The organism is Rhodococcus erythropolis NBRC 15567 (assembly GCF_001552595.1).
GTDB classification, from domain to species: domain Bacteria; phylum Actinomycetota; class Actinomycetes; order Mycobacteriales; family Mycobacteriaceae; genus Rhodococcus_F; species Rhodococcus_F erythropolis.
This window is the reverse complement of sequence record NZ_BCRM01000010.1, coordinates 91,801-109,273: the sequence shown is the minus strand read 5'-3', so window position 1 is coordinate 109,273 and position 17,473 is coordinate 91,801. Positions and strand designations below refer to the sequence as shown.

16 protein-coding genes are annotated in these 17,473 nt (G+C 63.9%); 7 read left to right on the top strand and 9 right to left on the bottom strand.

The genetic code is table 11. From position 1 onward, the window contains the following. The first annotated feature begins 65 nt into the window (after positions 1–65). The 4 genes from RE4_RS15910 (at position 66) to RE4_RS15895 (ending at position 5,431) form a co-directional block, all read left to right on the top strand. Entirely contained in the window at positions 66–1,205 is a 1,140-nt protein-coding gene (locus tag RE4_RS15910) for a polyprenyl synthetase family protein (RefSeq protein ID WP_081098376.1), read from the top strand. A gap of 2 nt (positions 1,206–1,207) precedes the next feature. Continuing rightward, on the top strand, positions 1,208–2,800 hold the full coding sequence (crtI, locus tag RE4_RS15905; RefSeq protein ID WP_060938906.1) for a phytoene desaturase family protein: 1,593 nt from the start codon (positions 1,208–1,210) through the stop codon (positions 2,798–2,800). A gap of 98 nt (positions 2,801–2,898) precedes the next feature. Further along, on the top strand, positions 2,899–4,476 hold the full coding sequence (locus RE4_RS15900) for an alpha-(1->6)-mannopyranosyltransferase A (protein ID WP_020969867.1): 1,578 nt from the start codon (positions 2,899–2,901) through the stop codon (positions 4,474–4,476). Positions 4,477–4,486: 10 nt separating this feature from the next. Then, the gene (locus RE4_RS15895; protein WP_029255559.1) at positions 4,487–5,431 is read left to right on the top strand and encodes a phytoene/squalene synthase family protein; all 945 of its coding nucleotides are present in this window, start codon (positions 4,487–4,489) and stop codon (positions 5,429–5,431) included. A gap of 20 nt (positions 5,432–5,451) precedes the next feature. Here RE4_RS15895 and RE4_RS15890 read toward each other — a convergent pair whose 3' ends face one another. Next, positions 5,452–5,820, bottom strand: coding sequence for an Rv2175c family DNA-binding protein (locus RE4_RS15890; protein WP_020969869.1), 369 nt, complete (start codon positions 5,818–5,820; stop codon positions 5,452–5,454). Positions 5,821–6,183: 363 nt separating this feature from the next. Between RE4_RS15890 and pknB the strand changes: the two genes are divergently transcribed. Continuing rightward, entirely contained in the window at positions 6,184–8,247 is a 2,064-nt protein-coding gene (pknB, locus tag RE4_RS15880) for a Stk1 family PASTA domain-containing Ser/Thr kinase (protein WP_081098375.1), read from the top strand. A gap of 27 nt (positions 8,248–8,274) precedes the next feature. Beyond that, a complete protein-coding gene (locus RE4_RS15875) occupies positions 8,275–8,703 on the top strand; it encodes a protein-tyrosine phosphatase family protein (protein ID WP_060938903.1) in 429 nt (142 codons plus the stop codon). Positions 8,704–8,786: 83 nt separating this feature from the next. Here the strand turns inward: RE4_RS15875 and RE4_RS15870 are convergent, their stop codons facing one another. From RE4_RS15870 to RE4_RS15835, 8 genes are all read right to left on the bottom strand, one after another. Next, positions 8,787–10,172 carry a class II 3-deoxy-7-phosphoheptulonate synthase gene (locus tag RE4_RS15870; RefSeq protein WP_007730070.1) on the bottom strand — a complete coding sequence of 462 codons (1,386 nt, stop codon included), beginning with the start codon at positions 10,170–10,172 and terminating at the stop codon, positions 8,787–8,789. A gap of 90 nt (positions 10,173–10,262) precedes the next feature. Then, the gene (locus tag RE4_RS15865; protein ID WP_003941683.1) at positions 10,263–10,754 is read right to left on the bottom strand and encodes a polyadenylate-specific 3'-exoribonuclease AS; all 492 of its coding nucleotides are present in this window, start codon (positions 10,752–10,754) and stop codon (positions 10,263–10,265) included. Positions 10,755–10,820: 66 nt separating this feature from the next. After that, entirely contained in the window at positions 10,821–11,627 is an 807-nt protein-coding gene (locus tag RE4_RS15860) for a lysophospholipid acyltransferase family protein (RefSeq protein ID WP_029538272.1), read from the bottom strand. 94 nt (positions 11,628–11,721) lie between these two features. Continuing rightward, on the bottom strand, positions 11,722–12,762 hold the full coding sequence (locus RE4_RS15855) for an ROK family protein (RefSeq protein ID WP_020969875.1): 1,041 nt from the start codon (positions 12,760–12,762) through the stop codon (positions 11,722–11,724). Positions 12,763–12,886: 124 nt separating this feature from the next. Further along, positions 12,887–13,282, bottom strand: a complete 396-nt coding sequence (locus RE4_RS15850) for a hypothetical protein (protein WP_060938902.1) — start codon at positions 13,280–13,282, stop codon at positions 12,887–12,889. Further along, positions 13,279–14,547 (bottom strand): ArsA family ATPase, encoded by a 1,269-nt coding sequence (locus RE4_RS15845; RefSeq protein WP_020908094.1) that lies wholly within the window; start codon positions 14,545–14,547, stop codon positions 13,279–13,281. Before RE4_RS15845 ends, RE4_RS15850 begins: the two co-directional genes overlap by 4 nt. Then, on the bottom strand, positions 14,548–14,985 hold the full coding sequence (locus tag RE4_RS15840) for an SRPBCC family protein (protein WP_019748898.1): 438 nt from the start codon (positions 14,983–14,985) through the stop codon (positions 14,548–14,550). It lies immediately after the preceding gene. A gap of 63 nt (positions 14,986–15,048) precedes the next feature. After that, positions 15,049–15,435 carry an SRPBCC family protein gene (locus tag RE4_RS15835; RefSeq protein WP_019748899.1) on the bottom strand — a complete coding sequence of 129 codons (387 nt, stop codon included), beginning with the start codon at positions 15,433–15,435 and terminating at the stop codon, positions 15,049–15,051. A gap of 159 nt (positions 15,436–15,594) precedes the next feature. Here RE4_RS15835 and RE4_RS15830 point away from each other — a divergent pair, with 159 nt between their 5' ends. Beyond that, positions 15,595–17,406, top strand: a complete 1,812-nt coding sequence (locus RE4_RS15830) for an AMP-dependent synthetase/ligase (RefSeq protein WP_019748900.1) — start codon at positions 15,595–15,597, stop codon at positions 17,404–17,406. Positions 17,407–17,473: the final 67 nt, after the last annotated feature.

Here is a 17,473-nt window from a genome sequence, read left to right as displayed (position 1 = left end):
ACCCCCACTAAGCTGGGCCCCAAGCTCGCTTCCGTGTAACCCTCCGGCGCGAGAACATACCGATCTTGGAGGCCACCCTGTCCGCAGGAACCGCGCGCGTTGGACAGAGTTCGACCAACACCGCACCGCATCCGACCTCACTCGAACTGCCAGGCGTGTTCGAAGGAGCGCTCCGCGACTTCTTCGATTCACGCGGCGAACTCGTCTCGAATATCGGCGGTGGATACGAGAAAGCCGTCAGCACCCTCGAAGCCTTCGTCCTGCGCGGAGGAAAGCGCGTCCGGCCCTCGTTCGCCTGGACGGGATGGCTCGGCGCCGGAGGCGACCCGAACGGGAGCGACGCGGAGGCGGTGATTCGTGCATGCGCGGCCCTCGAACTGGTGCAGGCCTGCGCGCTCGTCCACGACGACATCATCGACGCATCAACGACCAGGCGCGGCTTCCCGACCGTTCACGTCGAATTCGAGGACCAGCACCGAGGCGAGGAGTGGAGCGGCGACTCCGCGCACTTCGGCGAGGCCGTCGCCATTCTCCTCGGCGACCTGGCCTTGGCCTGGGCTGACGACATGATCCGAGAATCCGGCATCAGCCCCGACGCGGCCGCACGAGTGAGCCCGGTCTGGTCGGCAATGCGCACCGAGGTGCTCGGTGGCCAATTCCTCGACATCAGCAACGAAGCCCGCGGAGACGAGACCGTCGAGGCAGCCATGCGGGTCAACCGTTACAAAACCGCCGCGTACACGATCGAACGCCCACTGCACCTCGGCGCCGCATTGTTCGGTGCAGACGCCGAGTTGATCGATGCCTACCGGACGTTCGGCACCGACATCGGGATTGCCTTCCAACTTCGCGACGACCTGCTCGGTGTCTTCGGAGATCCGTCCGTCACGGGCAAACCGTCGGGCGACGATCTCATCGCCGGTAAGCGGACTGTCCTGTTCGCGATGGCGCTTGCCCGCGCCGACGCCGCAGATCCGGCGGCAGCAGAACTGCTCCGCAACGGAATCGGCACCCAGTTGACCGACAACGAAGTCGACACTCTGCGTCAGGTGATCACCGATCTTGGCGCCGTCACCGACGTCGAAACGCAGATCGACACCCTCGTCGAGGCAGCTGCGAACGCCCTCGACTCGAGCACGGCAACGGCAGAGTCCAAGGCTCGCCTGACCGATATGGCGATCGCGGCCACGAAGCGAAGCTACTGACCGTGGCAGACGTGCACCGCACTCGAACCGTCAGCTCGCCGACCGATCGAGTCGTGATCGTCGGCGCGGGACTTGCCGGACTGTCTGCGGGGTTGTATCTGCGTGGCGCCGGCCGCGATGTCACGATCCTCGAGAGCAACGGCTCGGTCGGCGGGCGAGTCGGTGTCTACCAGGGCAGTGACTACAGCATCGACAACGGCGCAACGGTGCTCACGATGCCCGAACTCGTCGAAGACGCTCTTGCGGCCGTCGGCGCCGACCCCGACTCGACAAACCCCAAATTCGTTGTGCACAAGCTCGATCCGACGTACCACGCGCGATTCGCAGACGGCACCGCTCTCGATGTTCACGCCGACCCCGACGACATGGCTGCCGAAGTCTCTCGTGTCTGCGGGCCGGAAGAAGCGAAGCGATACCGTGCGTTGCGGCGATGGCTGAACCGCATCTTCGACGCGGAATTCGACCGCTTCATGGACGCCGACTTCGATTCTCCCCTCGGACTGGTCAATTCGCGTGGCGCAGTCAAGGATCTGAGCCGACTCGTCGCACTGGGAGGATTCGGGAAACTGGGCGGGCAGGTTGATCGCAAGATCCGCGACCCTCGCCTCCGGCGGATCTTCACCTTCCAAGCGCTGTATGCGGGCGTTGCTCCATCTCGAGCCCTCGCCGTGTACGGAGCGATCGCTCACATGGACACCTCACTGGGCGTCTACTTTCCCGAGGGCGGGATGCGCACGATCGCCGAATCGATGGCCGACGCTTTCACCGAGGCCGGCGGAATTCTGCATCTCGGCCGCACGGTCGAACGACTCGAGGCGAGCGACCGTCGCGTGCGTGCCGTACACACACGCGACGGTGAGAGCTACGACTGTGATGTCGCAGTCCTCACCCCCGACATGGCCGTCACGGACTCCCTCTTGCGCCCGCATACGCGATTGCGCCCGCGACCGGTGCGTACATCGCCGTCCGCGGTCGTGATTCACGGCACTGTTTCTTCAGCCGTCGCCGACGGATGGCCCGCGCAGCGACACCACATGATCGACTTCGGCGAGGCGTGGAAGCGCACCTTCGCCGAGATCACGGCACGCCGCGGCCGCGGGCAACTGATGAGTGATCCGTCACTGCTCGTCACCCGACCGGCGCAGACCGACCCGAGCCTGGCCTTCTCGCGAGACGGCCGGATCCGTGAACCGCTGTCAGTCCTCGCGCCGTGCCCGAATCTGGACAGTGCGCCGCTCGACTGGGAAGTTCTCGGCCCGGCCTACGTGCGTGAAATCATCCTCACGCTGCAAGAACGTGGCTATACGGGACTGGTCGAGGGGTTCGATATCGATCACATCGACACCCCGCAGACCTGGCTCGAGAAGGGCATGGCCGCGGGTAGCCCGTTCGCGGCGGCACACACCTTCACCCAGACGGGGCCGTTCCGACGCAAGAACCTCGCCCGCGGCTTCGACAACGTCGTTCTCGCCGGATCGGGAACCGTTCCGGGGGTGGGAGTACCGACCGTTCTGCTGTCCGGCCGGCTCGCCGCCGAACGTATTACCGGTACACGCGAGCGAGCCAGCGCGGTGGGCACTCGTGCGAGCAACTAAACTAGCCCCTCGTAACCGACCATTCATCCACGATTCACCGACTCGGGCGCTGCATGCGCCGATCGACACCGATCTCCTCGGGGGAGGAACCTGCACCGATGACGTCCTCTGCCGCAGCCACTGAAAGACCGTGGCACCTAAGGGCCGCCAATTTCCTTCGGACTCCCGAAGGTCACAGTGCACTGCTCGGTTTCTTCGGCGCAGTCATGATCACGTTCGGCGGATTCGGTGCCGGTAGCGTCCGGCGCCAAGATCCGCTGCTCGAGTCGATGCATCTGTCCTGGCTCCGTTTCGGACACGGATCGATTCTGTCGGCGGCCATCGTCTGGATCGGTGTCCTGTGCATGATCGCTGCCTGGGTTCGACTGGGCCGCTCGACTCTGCGCGGTGACGTCTCGTTGCGCGGCCTGCGCTACGTCGTCCCGGTCTGGACGTTTCCGCTGCTGTTCGCGGTGCCCATGTTCAGCCGTGACGCCTACTCCTACCTGGCACAGGGCGCGTTGTTACGCAACGGCTTCGACCCGTATGCCGTCGGCCCCGTCGTCAATCCGGGAATCCTGCTCGACAACGTCTCCAACGTGTGGACGACGACAACTACCCCGTACGGCCCGGTTCACCTTCTCCTTGCCGACGCCATCGTTCGGCTGACCGGCGAGAACGTCATCGCCGGCACGATGCTGTTGCGGATCACGATGCTGCCCGGACTCGCCCTGATGATGTGGGCCGTTCCCCATCTCGCGACGAAGCTCGGCGGAAACACCTCGATCGCCCTGTGGCTCGCAGTACTCAATCCCCTCGTCCTGATCCACCTGATCGGCGGCGTTCACAACGAGATGCTCATGGTCGGCCTCATGGCCGCGGGCATTGCGCTCGCTCTCGAACGCAAGCACCTGTTCGGAATCGGGCTGATCGCACTCGCCGTCGCGATCAAGGCAACCGCGGGCGTCGCACTTCCCTTCATCGTCTGGATCTGGATGATCCACGAACGGGAAGACGCGGCCGCGGCCGGGCGAGAACCGGCGTCACCGATCCGATCGTTCGTCAAAACGGCCGGTGCAGGTTTCGCGGTATTCGTGGCGGTACTCGGATCCACCTCACTGATCGCCGGCGTCGGCCTCGGCTGGACGACGGCACTCTCGGGTTCGGCAAAGATCATCAACTGGCTCTCGCTGCCCACGATCGTGGCGCACATCGGAACCATGGCCACCTCCTGGTTCGCCGGTGACCATTTCAACGACATCCTCGAAGTCTCCCGGACCATCTCGGCGGTTGTGTTGATCGCGATCATCGCCGTCGTGTGGTGGCGCTACCGCAAGACCGAGCGCGACGCCGTCATGGGCATCGTGATCGTGATGGTCGCCATCGTCGTTCTGTCCCCCGCAGCACTCCCCTGGTACTACTCCTGGCCGCTGGCAGTAGCGGCCGGTTTCGCAATGTCGCCGACGACTCTCGCCGTACTGACCGGGCTGTCCACCTGGCTGATGCTGGTGTTCCAGCCTGACGGATCGATCGGCCTCTACACCTTCCCGCATGTGGCTCTGGCCATCGTCGCTGCCGTGATCGCGGCTATGTCCTTGCAGACGGAAGATCCACTCAGACTTCGTGGACGCAAACACGAGAAACCGATCGAAATGACGTCAGCCGCCTCGGCGCCCTCGACGTCAGAATCTGCGTGATCCGCGTGTCATGAACGCATTGTCTGCGTCCTATGAATTCTGCGAGGACGTGACGAGGGAACACGGCCGAACGTACTTTCTGGCCACTCGGTTGCTGCCCGAGCCTCGACGCCGCGCAGTTCACGCTCTCTACGCATTTGCTCGCGTCGTCGACGACGTCGTGGACGAACCCTCGGGTCCGCATGAACGAGGCACGGTGCTCGCCGACGTCGAACGTGCAGCCGTCACCGCACTCGACAACCCCACTGCGACAGGTGGCTTCCCGTCGACGGTTCCCCTCGACCTGACACGCGTACTCCCTGCCTTCGCCGATGCTGTGAAGACGTTCGACATTCCGCGTGCATACTTCGACGCCTTCTTCGAGTCCATGCGGATGGACGCCCCCGACACCGCGAAGTTTCGACCCGTCTACAACACGATGGACGAGCTTGCCGAGTACATGTACGGCTCCGCCGTCGTCATCGGTTTGCAGATGCTCCCGATTCTCGGAGTGAGCGTTCCGCAGCAGGAAGCTGTAGTGCCCGCGTCGAATCTCGGTGAGGCGTTTCAGCTGACCAACTTCATCCGCGACGTCGGTGAAGACCTCGACCGGGGACGTCTGTATCTCCCGGCGGGCGAGTTCGCCGCATTCGGGGTCGACATCGAGATGCTCGAGCACGGGCGCAGAACCGGAACGGTGGACGTTCGGGTCAAGCGCGCGCTGGCACACTTCATTGCCGTGACGCGGGGGCGGTATCGGTCTGCTGAATCCGGCATCCCGATGCTCGATCGGCGGGTCCAGCCGTCGATCCGCACGGCTTTCGTGTTGTACGGAGCAATTCTCGACCAGGTCGAGCGCGCCGACTTCCGGATACTGCATCGACGAGTGTCCGTTCCCGGACGCACGCGACTTCGAGTCGCTGCGCCGGGTCTGGTCCGGTCGGCAACCTACGCGGCGAAAAACCGCATGAGGTGAGTTGTCAGAAGGCCGGCATCTCAGAAAGCCATGGCCTGTGCGCGGCGGATGACCTCACGCGCGAGATCACCATGCAGTGCGTCCACCGGGCGCCCCGGCAGGGAATCGTCGGCCAGGAACAACCAGCGGAGGATTTCGATATCGGTGTAGCCGCCGTCGTGCAGCACCGCCAGCAGACCGGGCAACCACTTGACGATCTGGCCGTCCTCACCGAAGAACACTTCGGGGACACCGAGAACGCCATGCCGCTTGACTGCGATGATCTTGTGATCGCGAAGCAACTGGTGAACCTTGCTCACCGGCAACCCGACGTTCTTCGCCACATCCACCAGCTGGAACAGGGAAACCGAAGAATCCAGGACATCATCACAATAAGGAATCGCGCTCACCGCGAGAAGTTTATCCGGTCCGGCGAGCCCGCTGTGTACCGCCCGGTGCAGTGCTCGAAACCGCCGCTCCGCTTGGGTCACAGCGCTCTGTGACGTTCTCGAGACTTCCGCGTCGGTATCGCTGGCTACGATGGACGGGATGCGGCGTATCAGTAACCGAGATTTCGCGAACCGAGATTTCGTGAACCGGGATTTCGTGAACCGGGATTTCGTGGTGACCGCGAATCGACGCCCGTACGGCGGGGGCCACTACTTACATGCTGACAGCTACCGCCCAGAGCACAACCACACAGAGCACAACCACACAGAGCACAACCACACAGATCGCAAGCACGGAGGAATAGTCATTACGGAGGTCGAGGGTTGATCGGCGAAATGCTCGAGCGCCGCTATCGAGTGGACGCACCGATCGCGCGCGGCGGTATGTCGACCGTGTATCGAGGCCTCGATACACGGTTGGATCGACCTGTCGCGATCAAGGTGATGGACCCGCAATTTGCCGGCGATCCAGCGTTCCTGACTCGTTTCGAGTTCGAGGCCCGGGCCGTGGCCAGACTCAAGCATCCGTCCCTTGTGGCCGTCTACGACCAGGGCAGCGATCGCAATCACGTGTTCCTCGTGATGGAACTCGTCGACGGTGGAACTTTGCGCGAACTCCTTCGTGAGCGCGGACCGATGCCGCCTCACGCCGTCGCTGCAGTCGTGGCACCTGTCCTGGACGCGTTGGCGGTGGCGCATCGAGCGGGACTGGTTCACCGTGACGTCAAACCCGAGAACATCTTGATCTCGGACACCGGCGAAGTGAAGATCGCCGACTTCGGATTGGTGCGTGCAGCCGCGGCAGCAACCACCACCTCCAACAGCGTGATCCTCGGCACCGCAGCCTATCTGTCGCCGGAACAGGTGACGTCAGGAATTGCCGACACTCGAAGCGACGTCTATTCGACCGGCGTGTTGATGTTCGAACTTCTCACCGGTACAACACCGTTCACCGGTGATACGTCACTCTCCATCGCCTACCAACGAATCCACGACGATGTCCCGCGCCCCGGTTCACGCATCCCCGGTGTACCGGCGCAGTTCGATCGCCTGGTTGCCGAAGCCACTCACCGCGAGCCGGCACATCGTTTCGCCGACGCTGGTGAGATGGCAGCTGCACTTCGCAGTGTGAGCGAACAACTGGAACTTCCGTCATACCGCGTTCCGGCTCCGCGTCGAAGCGCCCAGCACCAGAGCGCGCAGGTTGCCCCGGCTCGGCCACAACCGGCGCCTGCGCCCCCGACGGATGTACACCCGAACTCTGCTGCGCGCCCGAACCCTGGTGCCACGACGGTATTGGCGTCCGGCGTGGCCCCGGCTGCGGCAGCCACCACGGCGCTCGGCACGGGCTCTCCTCCCCCCGGTGGCATTCAGCACACTCGCGCGGTCACCGCACAAACTGCTCGTCCGGCGACGGTCGACGGCGACTCGGATTTCGACGACGGTTCCGATTTCGGCGACGACCAACTGGGACCTGACGATCCGCACGCTCATTTTGTCGAAGCACGACGCAAGTCTCGACGAGCCACCCTGATCTGGCTGCTCGTCATCGCGGTCCTCGCGCTTGCGTTGGGCTTCGGCGGATGGTGGATGGGCTCGGGCCGCTATACAGCTGTTCCCTCGATCGACGGGCTGACCAAGGACACTGCGGTCACCGCTCTGCAGGACGCCGGGCTCTCCCCCGACGTCCAGGGTCAGTACTCCGACGCCCAACCCATCGACACGGTGATCGGGACAGACCCGGCCTCCGGCTCCAGGGTTACCAAAGGCTCGACCGTCGCGCTGCTGACTTCGCTCGGGCGTCCGACTGTCCCGCCCATTCCGGCCGGCGGCGACGTCTCGGCCCTGGGCGCACAACTCGCCGACCGTACTCTCGTCGCGGTCGACGGCGGGGACACATTCAGCTCCAAGATCCCGATCGGCGGCGTGGCGGCGCTCGACCCGGCGCCGGGAACCGAGGTTGCCGTGGGCTCCTCGGTCAAGGTCATCACGTCCAAAGGGTCACCGCCCGTTGACATTCCCGATGTGAAGGGCATGTCCGAGAACGCTGCGCGCGCCGCCCTCGACAAGGTAGGTATCTCCGTCAGCACCACCAGAACAACGTTCGACGACGCCGTCGAGGGCGGTAGCGTGATCGGCACAGATCCCGCAGTCGGGTCCTCCGTCAACGCCGGCACCTCCGTTGTTCTCCTCATCTCCGACTCCGTCAAGGTTCCCTCGCTGATCGGCCGCTCCGTCTCCTCAGCACGCGAAGAACTCGGCCGCCTCGGCCTCGAGATCACCGTGCGTCAGCTCACCCAGAACGACAGCTCGGTCATCATCAGCCAGAGCGTCAAGAACGACCTCGTTGCCAAGGGCACCGAGGTCAGCGTCGTCGCAATTCCCTGACAGTCCGCTTCGGCCTAGTCTGAATTCATGGCCACGTGGGAACCCGAGAGCATAGGGATACTCGACTTGCCGTCGGGGAGATCGATTCGGGGTCGAGGACTCCGCAATCCACTTCCTTCCGGGCCTCTCCCCACCTTCGGTGTCTACCTGACCGGTAAAGAACCTCCCGCTACCGAGTGGGATTCGGTGTGGGTCCGCTGGCGAGATTTCTGGTTGCCGAGCGATCCCGACGTGCTGCGCAGCGCCTTGCACGAAGTGTGGGTGCGTTCGGAAACCGAAAGAGTCGAGATCGCGTGCGGTGGCGGATTCGGCCGCACCGGAACAGCTTTGGCCGCTCTTGCCATTATGGACGGAGTGCCGAGTGAGGATGCCACCGCGTACGTTCGCGCACGCTACTCACCTCGCGCCGTCGAAATGCCCTGGCAGCGCCGATTCGTCACACGATTCACGAAATAGCGAACGCCCCCACCTGCGCGAGCGGGTGAGGGCGTTTGCCGAAAATCAGTGCCAGTGCCAATCAGCTTCGGCGAAGCAGGGTTTCAGCCTCGCAGCATCTCGGCCACGAGGAACGCGAGCTCCAACGACTGTTGGGTGTTCAATCGGGGGTCGCACGCCGTCTCGTAGCGACCACCGAGATCGAGATCGGAGATGTCCTGCGCGCCGCCGAGGCACTCGGTGACGTTCTCACCGGTCAGCTCGACATGGATTCCACCCGGATGCGTGCCGAGGCCGTTGTGGACCTCGAAGAAGCCCTGAACCTCGTCGACGATGCGATCGAAGTGGCGCGTCTTGTACCCGGTGGAGGCTTCGTGGGTGTTGCCGTGCATCGGATCGCACTGCCAGATGACCTGGTGGCCGGTGGCCTGGACCTTCTCGATGATCGCCGGCAGCAGGTCGCGGACCTTGCCGTTGCCCATGCGCGAGATCAGAGTCAGTCGACCCGGCTTGTTGGTGGGGTCGAGACGCTCGACATATTCCACCGCCATTTCCGGCGTGGTGCTCGGACCGATCTTGAGGCCGATCGGGTTGGAGACCAACTCGGCGAAGGCGATGTGCGCGCCGTCGAGCTGACGGGTGCGGTCACCGATCCAGAGGAAGTGGGCCGACAGGTCGTAGAGCTTGGGGTGGTCGCTGTCGTTGTCGAGACGCAGCATCGCGCGCTCGTAGTCCAGAACCAGGGCCTCGTGGCTGGCAAAGATCTGTGCCTGGTGCAGGCTCGGATCGGTGACGCCACACGCGTTCATGAACTGCAGGCCGCGGTCGATCTCGGCTGCCAGTTGCTCGTAGCGTGCGCCCGCCGGCGAAGCTGCGACGAACTCGCGGTTCCAGTCGTGCACCTTGTGCAAATCGGCCATACCGGCGCCGGTGAGCGCGCGAACCAGGTTCATCGCGGCGCTGGCGTTGGCGTATGCGCGCACCAGACGCGAAGGATCGTGCGCACGGACTGCCTCGTCGGCGACGAGCGAATTGATCATGTCGCCGCGGTACGACTTGAGCCCCAGCGAGTCGATGTCGGCAGAACGCGGCTTGGCGTACTGGCCGGCGATGCGAGCAACCTTGACGACCGGCATCGAGGAACCGTAGGTGAGCACGACGGCCATCTGCAGCAACGTGCGAATGTTTCCCTTGATGTGCGGCTCGGTGTTGTCCGCAAATGTCTCGGCGCAGTCACCGCCCTGGAGCAGGAATGCTTCACCACGCGCGACCTGCGCGAGACGCTCTTGCAGCGCCTCGACCTCGCTGGCCACCGTGATGGGAGGCACGCTCTCGAGCACAGTCCGCATGGCGGCCGCCTGGTCAGCGGGCCACGAGGGCTGCTGAGCAGCGGGCTTCGCAAGTGCCTCGTCGAGCTGCTTACGCAGTCCGGCAGGCAGCGGCGGGAGTTCGGGCAAGCGGTCGATCGGCACGTCGACAGTCCAGTTCACCTCTACAGGATATTCGCTCGCCCGTCGGCGCGTCACACAGGCTCTCGATCGCAGCCCAATCGGGACACTTCTCGCGCACCGAAACCTGAGTCAGCGAAGTGAACGTGCTGCCGAAATCGCGTCGAACTTCACGAGGTTGTGCCTGGCGTCGGCAAGTGCGTCGTGTGCGTCGGCGGGCGCTGACGGGAGGGCAGGACTGCCGTTGTCTTCCCAGAACTGTCGGAGTTCGCGGGTGTACCGCGGCATCGACTGCGGTAGTTCGGTCATATCGCCCCACAACTGGCACAGCGCGACGTGGTCGTATGCGGCTACCCACGCCCAGAGCTCCGGAACGACCATCGGCCGCGGAACGAAGAATTTCAGAAGATCGTCGCGGATCTTCTCGCGTGATTTCCACAGCGGCGACGAAGGCTGCGGCAACTTCGGCAGCACGTTCTTGCGCACCCAACTACCGGCACGGGCGGGATCGAACTCCGTCGAGACCGCGTAATACTCTCGGCCGTCCTCGCAGACAACGCCGATGGACACGAGATCGATGGTTCGACCGTCTTCGATGAATTCACAGTCGTAGAAGTAGCGCACGTCCGAAAACTATGCCGCACGCGCAGGCTCTGGAGCCAATGCGCGTGCGGCAGGTGTGGGAAATCTCTAGCTGGCCTGTGCGTCGGGGAGCGAATCCTTGTCGGTCTTCGCGGACTCCTTCGACTCGGCCGAGGCCACGAGATCGACAACCGACTCGCCGCCTTCCGCCGGAACATCGACGGCAGCTTCGGGTTTCGTGGGCGCCTGGTTCTTGAGGCTCGCCGCGTAGATGTCCACGTACTCCTGGCCGGAGAGTTTCATCAGCTTGTACATCACTTCGTCGGTCACAGCCCGCTCGACGAAGCGGTTTCCGCCCATGCCTTCGAAGCGGGAGAAATCGATGGGTTCACCGACGATCACGGTGACCTTCGCGGGGCGCCACATCCGTGAGCCGATCGGATTCATCTTGTCGGTACCGACCATCGCAACCGGGATCACCTTGACGCCCGATTCGAGCGCGAGGCGCGCCATTCCGGTCTTGCCCTTGTAGAGACGACCGTCAGGCGAACGCGTTCCTTCGGGGTAGATACCCAGCAGACTGCCCGAACCGAGAACCTTGAGACCGGCGTTGAGCGCATCCTGCGCCGCGTCCGCGCCGGTTCGGTCGATGGGGACCTGTCCGACCGCGGTGAAGAACCACTTCTGGAAAGCGCCCTTCAGGCCGGAACCGGTGAAGTACTCGCTCTTGGCAAGGAAGGTGATGCGGCGGTTGACGCGAAGCGGAAGGTAGAACGAGTCCAGAACCGCCTGGTGATTGCTGGCCAGAATGGCCGCTCCGTCAGTCGGAATATTCTCGTGACCTTTGACCGTCGGACGCCCGAGCAGCCAGAGAATCGGCCCCAGCAACACATACTTGAAGAGCCAATACCACACGGCGTCCCTCCCATTCACAGCTGAATTTCGCTGAGTACGACCTTACTGCCGACCGGTAACCCCCGCTACACACGCCCCTGGAGGATCGACCCGATCACAGTCCGGCAGACGTGGTTCCAGCGCCGTCGACCCCACCGAGATCCTGAGGCACTACCGAACGCGCCAATGCGGCGGCGCCCACCATGCCCGCAGCTTCGCCGAGTTGAGCCGAACGGATTCGTGCCAGCGGGCGGTGCTTCGCGCCGGTCAACAATGTCGCGTACTGCTCACGGGCGTCGTCGAGAAACAGTGGGGCAGAACTCGCGACGCCGCCTGCGATCACGACCAGATCGGGATCGTAGACGTCCCCGACCATCGCCAATCCGACGGCCAGCCAACGGGTGAACTCGGCAATGGTTGCCAGCGCGAGTGGGTCACCGTCCTGCGCGGCGTTGGCGATCCGGCGACCGGTGAGGGAACCCGGATCCACCGCTACTTCGCGCGCCAGAACCGTCGACGCGGCAGGGTCGGCGGCCAGCAGTTCGATTGCCGTGTCCACGAGCGCCGTTCCGCTGCAATAGCGCTCCCAACACCCACGCTTGCCACACGCACACTGACGCCCGCCCGGAACGACCTGGATGTGGCCGAGTTCGGGGGCGACGCCGTGACTGCCCCGGTACAGCTCACCGTTGATCAGCAGCGCACCGCCGATTCCGGTCCCGATTGCCACCATCACGACATTGCGGCCACCTGCGGCCGCGCCGAATCGGTGCTCCGCGAACGCCGCTGCATTGGCGTCGTGCTCGAGAACGACGGGCAATCCGAGCCGCTTGCTCAAGTCACTTCCCACCGGCGCGTCCACCCAGGGCAAGTGCGGCGCGAACCGAACCGAGCTTCGATCGGAGGTGATGAAGCCGGCGACCGCCAACCCCACGGCAGATACCTCGTGCCGGGTGACCAGTTCGCGTACGACGCGATCGAGGCCGTCTTCGAGAGCGCGTGCGGACTGCGGGGTCGGGGCTTGAATCATCTCGAGCACTTGTCCGTCGACGTCCACGACGGAGGCCCTGATGCTCGTTCCGCCGACGTCGATGCCGACCGTCAAGATGTCGTCCATGGTGGAGTCGGAGACCGCTTTCAAGCGGCGCGCGCTCATCGCGCCAATTCCCGCGCGAGCGGCGCCCGCTGGAGTGCGCACCGTGTATCGGTGCCTCGTGCGTCGGTGACCATTGTGTCGATTGTGCTCATCTCGGGCCGTCAGCTCTACCCGGGGTACAAAGTCAGTCCTTGACCGTCACGTTGATCGGGACAAATGCCGCCGTTCGAGTTCGCTCGGCACCTGGCGTCGTCGCTCCGCTGTCCGGTCCGCGATCCGGGCCGGACGGCCCCCCGAGAAACTCGTCGAGAATCTCGCGAAGCAATGCGAGGAACGCCGCTGCGTGACCCGCGAGAAACGCCAGTAGTTCGTGGTGCTCACCGCGAACCAGTGCAGCGAGAGCGCACACCGGGCACCAACTGCAGCCAGTGAACGCCGGCTGCGTGTCCGCTGACGCCGAGTCACCCGCAACGTCGGTCGTCGCTGCTGCAGCCTTTTGCAAGACCGGTTCCAGGCGCGTCAGAACGGTATCCGCCAACGCACGAAATTCCGCGACGAGGCGCTCGTGCTCTTCGCTCATACTGGCCACACCGCGGGATCCGGGCTGAACCGGATGATCAGGTAACTGCCGTCCAACTCCGCCCCATTCACGACACAACGACGCAGCACCGACGCCAAACGAACTCTGCGCCGTACGCCGTCTGCTCCCACCAGCACATCGTCCTCCACCCGGCCCAACGACAACGACGACGGATCCACGAGCGGAAGGTACATCCGCATCACGTACACCGAATCGACTCCGGCCCCCGACTCCAACGACACCACGATGTTGTCCGCGGTGTCGACAGCGTCGATTGTGTCGACGGTGTCCGAATCCGTGCCCGTTCCACCCTCGAACGTGGCCGCGATCTCGCCCAGAGCCGCCAACCCTACCGGTTCGGCGCAGGCGCGCTCGACCGTTGTGACGGACATTCCATCAGTCGATCCACGCAATTCGTCGACGACGTGTGCCTGTGACGCCCTGATCGAAGCGAGCCATTGTGCCGCCGGCGAATCGTCGACCCCCTTCCCGGCCGACGAGTTGAACTGCGGGACAAGGTTGTTGACCACAATCCCGTCGACTCGCAACCCCGCCAGAGCCAGACCGGACAACGTCCGGCGAGTCGCCGCGGCCGACACGCCATCGGCCGACGTCACAACGCGCACGCTGGTGTTCTCCCGATCCGAGAGGTGAACGGCGATTCGATCCACCGACGCGAGCACGCGTTCGATGACGGACACGAGTAGCAACACTCGCATGTCCGAGCCCGTCACGGCGACCATCCGCCTGTGCCGCGGCCACAATCGCTCGAGATACTCCGACACCATCGACGGCGACCCGAGGATCCGCAGTGCTTCGGCTGCGGCCGGACAGTCCACGATCACGAGGTCGTAGTCCCCGCTGCTCGAGATATCGACGATCTCGGAGAGTCCGAGTATGTCTTGGATCCCCAGGGATCCCGTCAACTCTTCCGGTTCCAACCCCTCGAACGACGAACCGTGTTCGTGATCTCCCGCTCCGAAATTTCCTGCAGCATCGATCAATCCCGACAGTCCTCGGAACTTTTCCTCGAGGAGCTCGGAAGTGTCGAGTTGCCGGACGTCGAGGCGCTCGGTGAGAGGTGTAGTCGTTCGCAGCGCCGGCGCGCCCACGACATCCGCGAGAGAACCTGTCTGATCGATCGACACCAAAAGCACTCGTGCCCCGTCGGACGCAGCCGACACAGCCGTCGCCGAGGCAAGCGTCGTCGTGCCTGCTCCGCCTTTACCGACGAACAGTTGGACGCGAGATCGTTGCTCCGGCACTCAGCCCTCGACTCGCTTCTTCAGTTCTTTCAGAGCTGTGTCGGTAATGATCTTCTCGGCCTTGCGCTTGAAGAGACCGATCATCGGAATCGTCAGGTCGACCGTCAACTCGTAGGTGACAGAGGTGGTGCCGTTCGGGCCGGGCTCGAGTGTGTACGAACCGAATTGGGACTTCTGGATCTCACCCGAGATCAGCTCCCAGCTCACTGCCATCCCGTCCGGCGCCCACGAATACTGCAGTTCGTAGGTGTCCTTCACCATCCCCGCGTCGAGGACAAAACGTACTCGGTCCGCGCGTCCGCCCTGCCCCGGCGCCGTCACCTCGACGGACTTCGCCGCGGCCACCCATTCGGGGTACTGCGCGAAATCGGCGATGACGTCCATCACGGCGTCGGCAGGGGCGTCGATGCTGATCAACCCCTTGGTCTTCTCGGCCATACGACTGCGCTACCTTCCTTCGTCAAAAGTCCAGAACCTGCACATCGAGCACTACTTCGATTATCAGTCCGGTGCTACCCCGGCGGCACGTCCTGCTTCGAGTTCGCGCTTGAGCTGGAAGGACATGACCTTGCCGTCGACCCGACGCTTTCGGTTCATCCCGGCGAGGTCGAGGTTCGCCAGATCCGACGGTGATACGCCGACCGGTTCACAGTGCAGGAAGTAGTGCGCGATCGTCCCGTCCATGACCGGTTCGAGCCACACCTCCATGGTGCCGACCAGCTGACCGGACACTCCCCAACGGAATCCTGCGGGACCGCGATCTTCCCGGACTTCGAGCGCAAGATCACTGAACCAGCGACGCCACCGCGCGCGCGAGGACAACAGTTCGGCGACCCGCTCGGGCGGGGCGGCGATGAAAGTCTGGTCTGCGACCTGAATGCTGCTCACCGAAGTAGCTTCACATATCGCGTCGGCGAAGCGTCGAGGGGTGTCGCACCACTACATACCGGACAGACTGTAAGCCTGGCCACAACTGCGTCGGACATGCGACTACAGTAGGAGACGAAAACCCTACTCGTCAGTATTTCGCAGTGTCGGAGGTATTTCGTGCCTGAGTTCAGCGCACCCCAGACGTTCACCATTCCCGAGGATGCCTCCGCGGTCGACTCGGTCTTCGCCTTCGCGAAGACGAAGCCGGCGGCGGTTGTCTACAAGCGCAAAGTCGGAAATGCATGGGTCGATGTCACTGCAGGCGATTTCGCCGCCCAGGTGACTGCAGTCGCCAAGGGCCTCATCGCGATCGGCGTCAAGCAGGGCGACCGCGTCGGCCTCATGTCGGCGACGCGTTTCGAATGGCCGCTCGTCGACTACGCCATCTGGGCAGCCGGTGGCGTGACGGTTCCGATCTACGAAACCTCCGCAGCCGAGCAGGTTCGTTGGATTCTCGAGGACTCCGAAGCAATCGACCTCATCGTCGAGAACGACACTCACGCCGCGACCGTGAAGGACGTCGCTGCAGCCGCACCCGCGCTGCGCACGGTCTACCAGATCGATGCCGCGGCAGCCGGTAAGGGTGTCGTCGAGGAATTGACCGCACTGGGCGCCGACATCTCCGACGAGGACGTCCACGCCCGCGTCGCTGCACTGAAGGCCTCCGATCCCGCGACCCTGATCTACACCTCGGGCACCACTGGCCGGCCCAAGGGCTGCCAGCTGACGCACTCCAACCTCATTGCGGAGTCGAAGGGCATCCTCGACTCCAACCTCGGGACGCTGCTCAAGACTCCCGGCGTTCGCACCCTGATGTTCTTGCCGCTCGCGCACGTTCTCGCTCGCGCAGTCAGCATCGCGTCGTTCGATGCCGGTGCAGCGCTTGGACACACGAGCGACATCCCGAACCTCGTTCCGACGTTCGGCGAGTTCAAGCCCGACTTCATCCTCTCGGTGCCGCGCGTATTCGAGAAGGTCTACAACAGCGCACGCGCCAAGGCGCACGGTGACGGCAAGGGCAAGATCTTCGACGCGGCCGCAGACACCGCGGTCGCGTGGAGCGAGGCTCAGGACAAGGGCGGCGCGGGCATCGTTCTCAAGGCCAAGCACGCACTCTTCGACAAGCTCGTGTACTCGAAGCTGCGCGCTGCACTCGGTGGACAGTGCCAGCTGGCCATTTCCGGTGGTGCACCCCTGGGCGCTCGACTCGGCCACTTCTTCCGCGGTATCGGCGTCACGATCTACGAGGGCTACGGACTGACCGAGACCACCGCAGCGTTCGCCGTCAACACCATCGGCGCACAGAAGGTCGGCTCTGTCGGAAAGCCGTTGGCCGGCAACTCCGTTCGCATTGCCGAAGACGGCGAAATCCTCCTCTCGGGACCGGTGGTCTTCACCGGCTACTGGCGCAACGAGAAGGCGACCGCCGAGTCGATCGAGAACGGCTGGTTCCACACCGGAGACCTGGGCACCGTCGACAAGGACGGCTACATCACGATCACCGGTCGCAAGAAGGAAATCATCGTCACGGCAGGCGGCAAGAACGTCTCCCCCGCTCAGCTCGAAGATTCCCTTCGCGCACACCCCCTGATCAGCCAGGCCATCGTGGTCGGCGACCAGAAGCCTTTCATCGGCGCTCTCATCACCATCGACGCCGAGGCACTTCCCGCCTGGAACGAGCGCAACAACAAGGCCGCGGGAACCACAGCTGCCGACCTGGTTTCGGACGGCGAGCTGGTCGGTGAAATCCAGGACGCCATCGACGAGGCCAACAAGCTCGTCTCACACGCCGAGGCGATCAAGAAGTTCCGCATTCTTCCGGTCGACTTCTCCGAGGACACAGGCGAACTCACGCCCACGATGAAGCTCAAGCGCAACGTCGTGCACGAGAGCTTTGCCGCCGACATCGAAAAGATCTACGCCAAGTAGGTTTTCGGCAAGCAGCTTCTCGCAGCAACGAACGGCCCGCACCGAATTCGGTGCGGGCCGTTTGCGT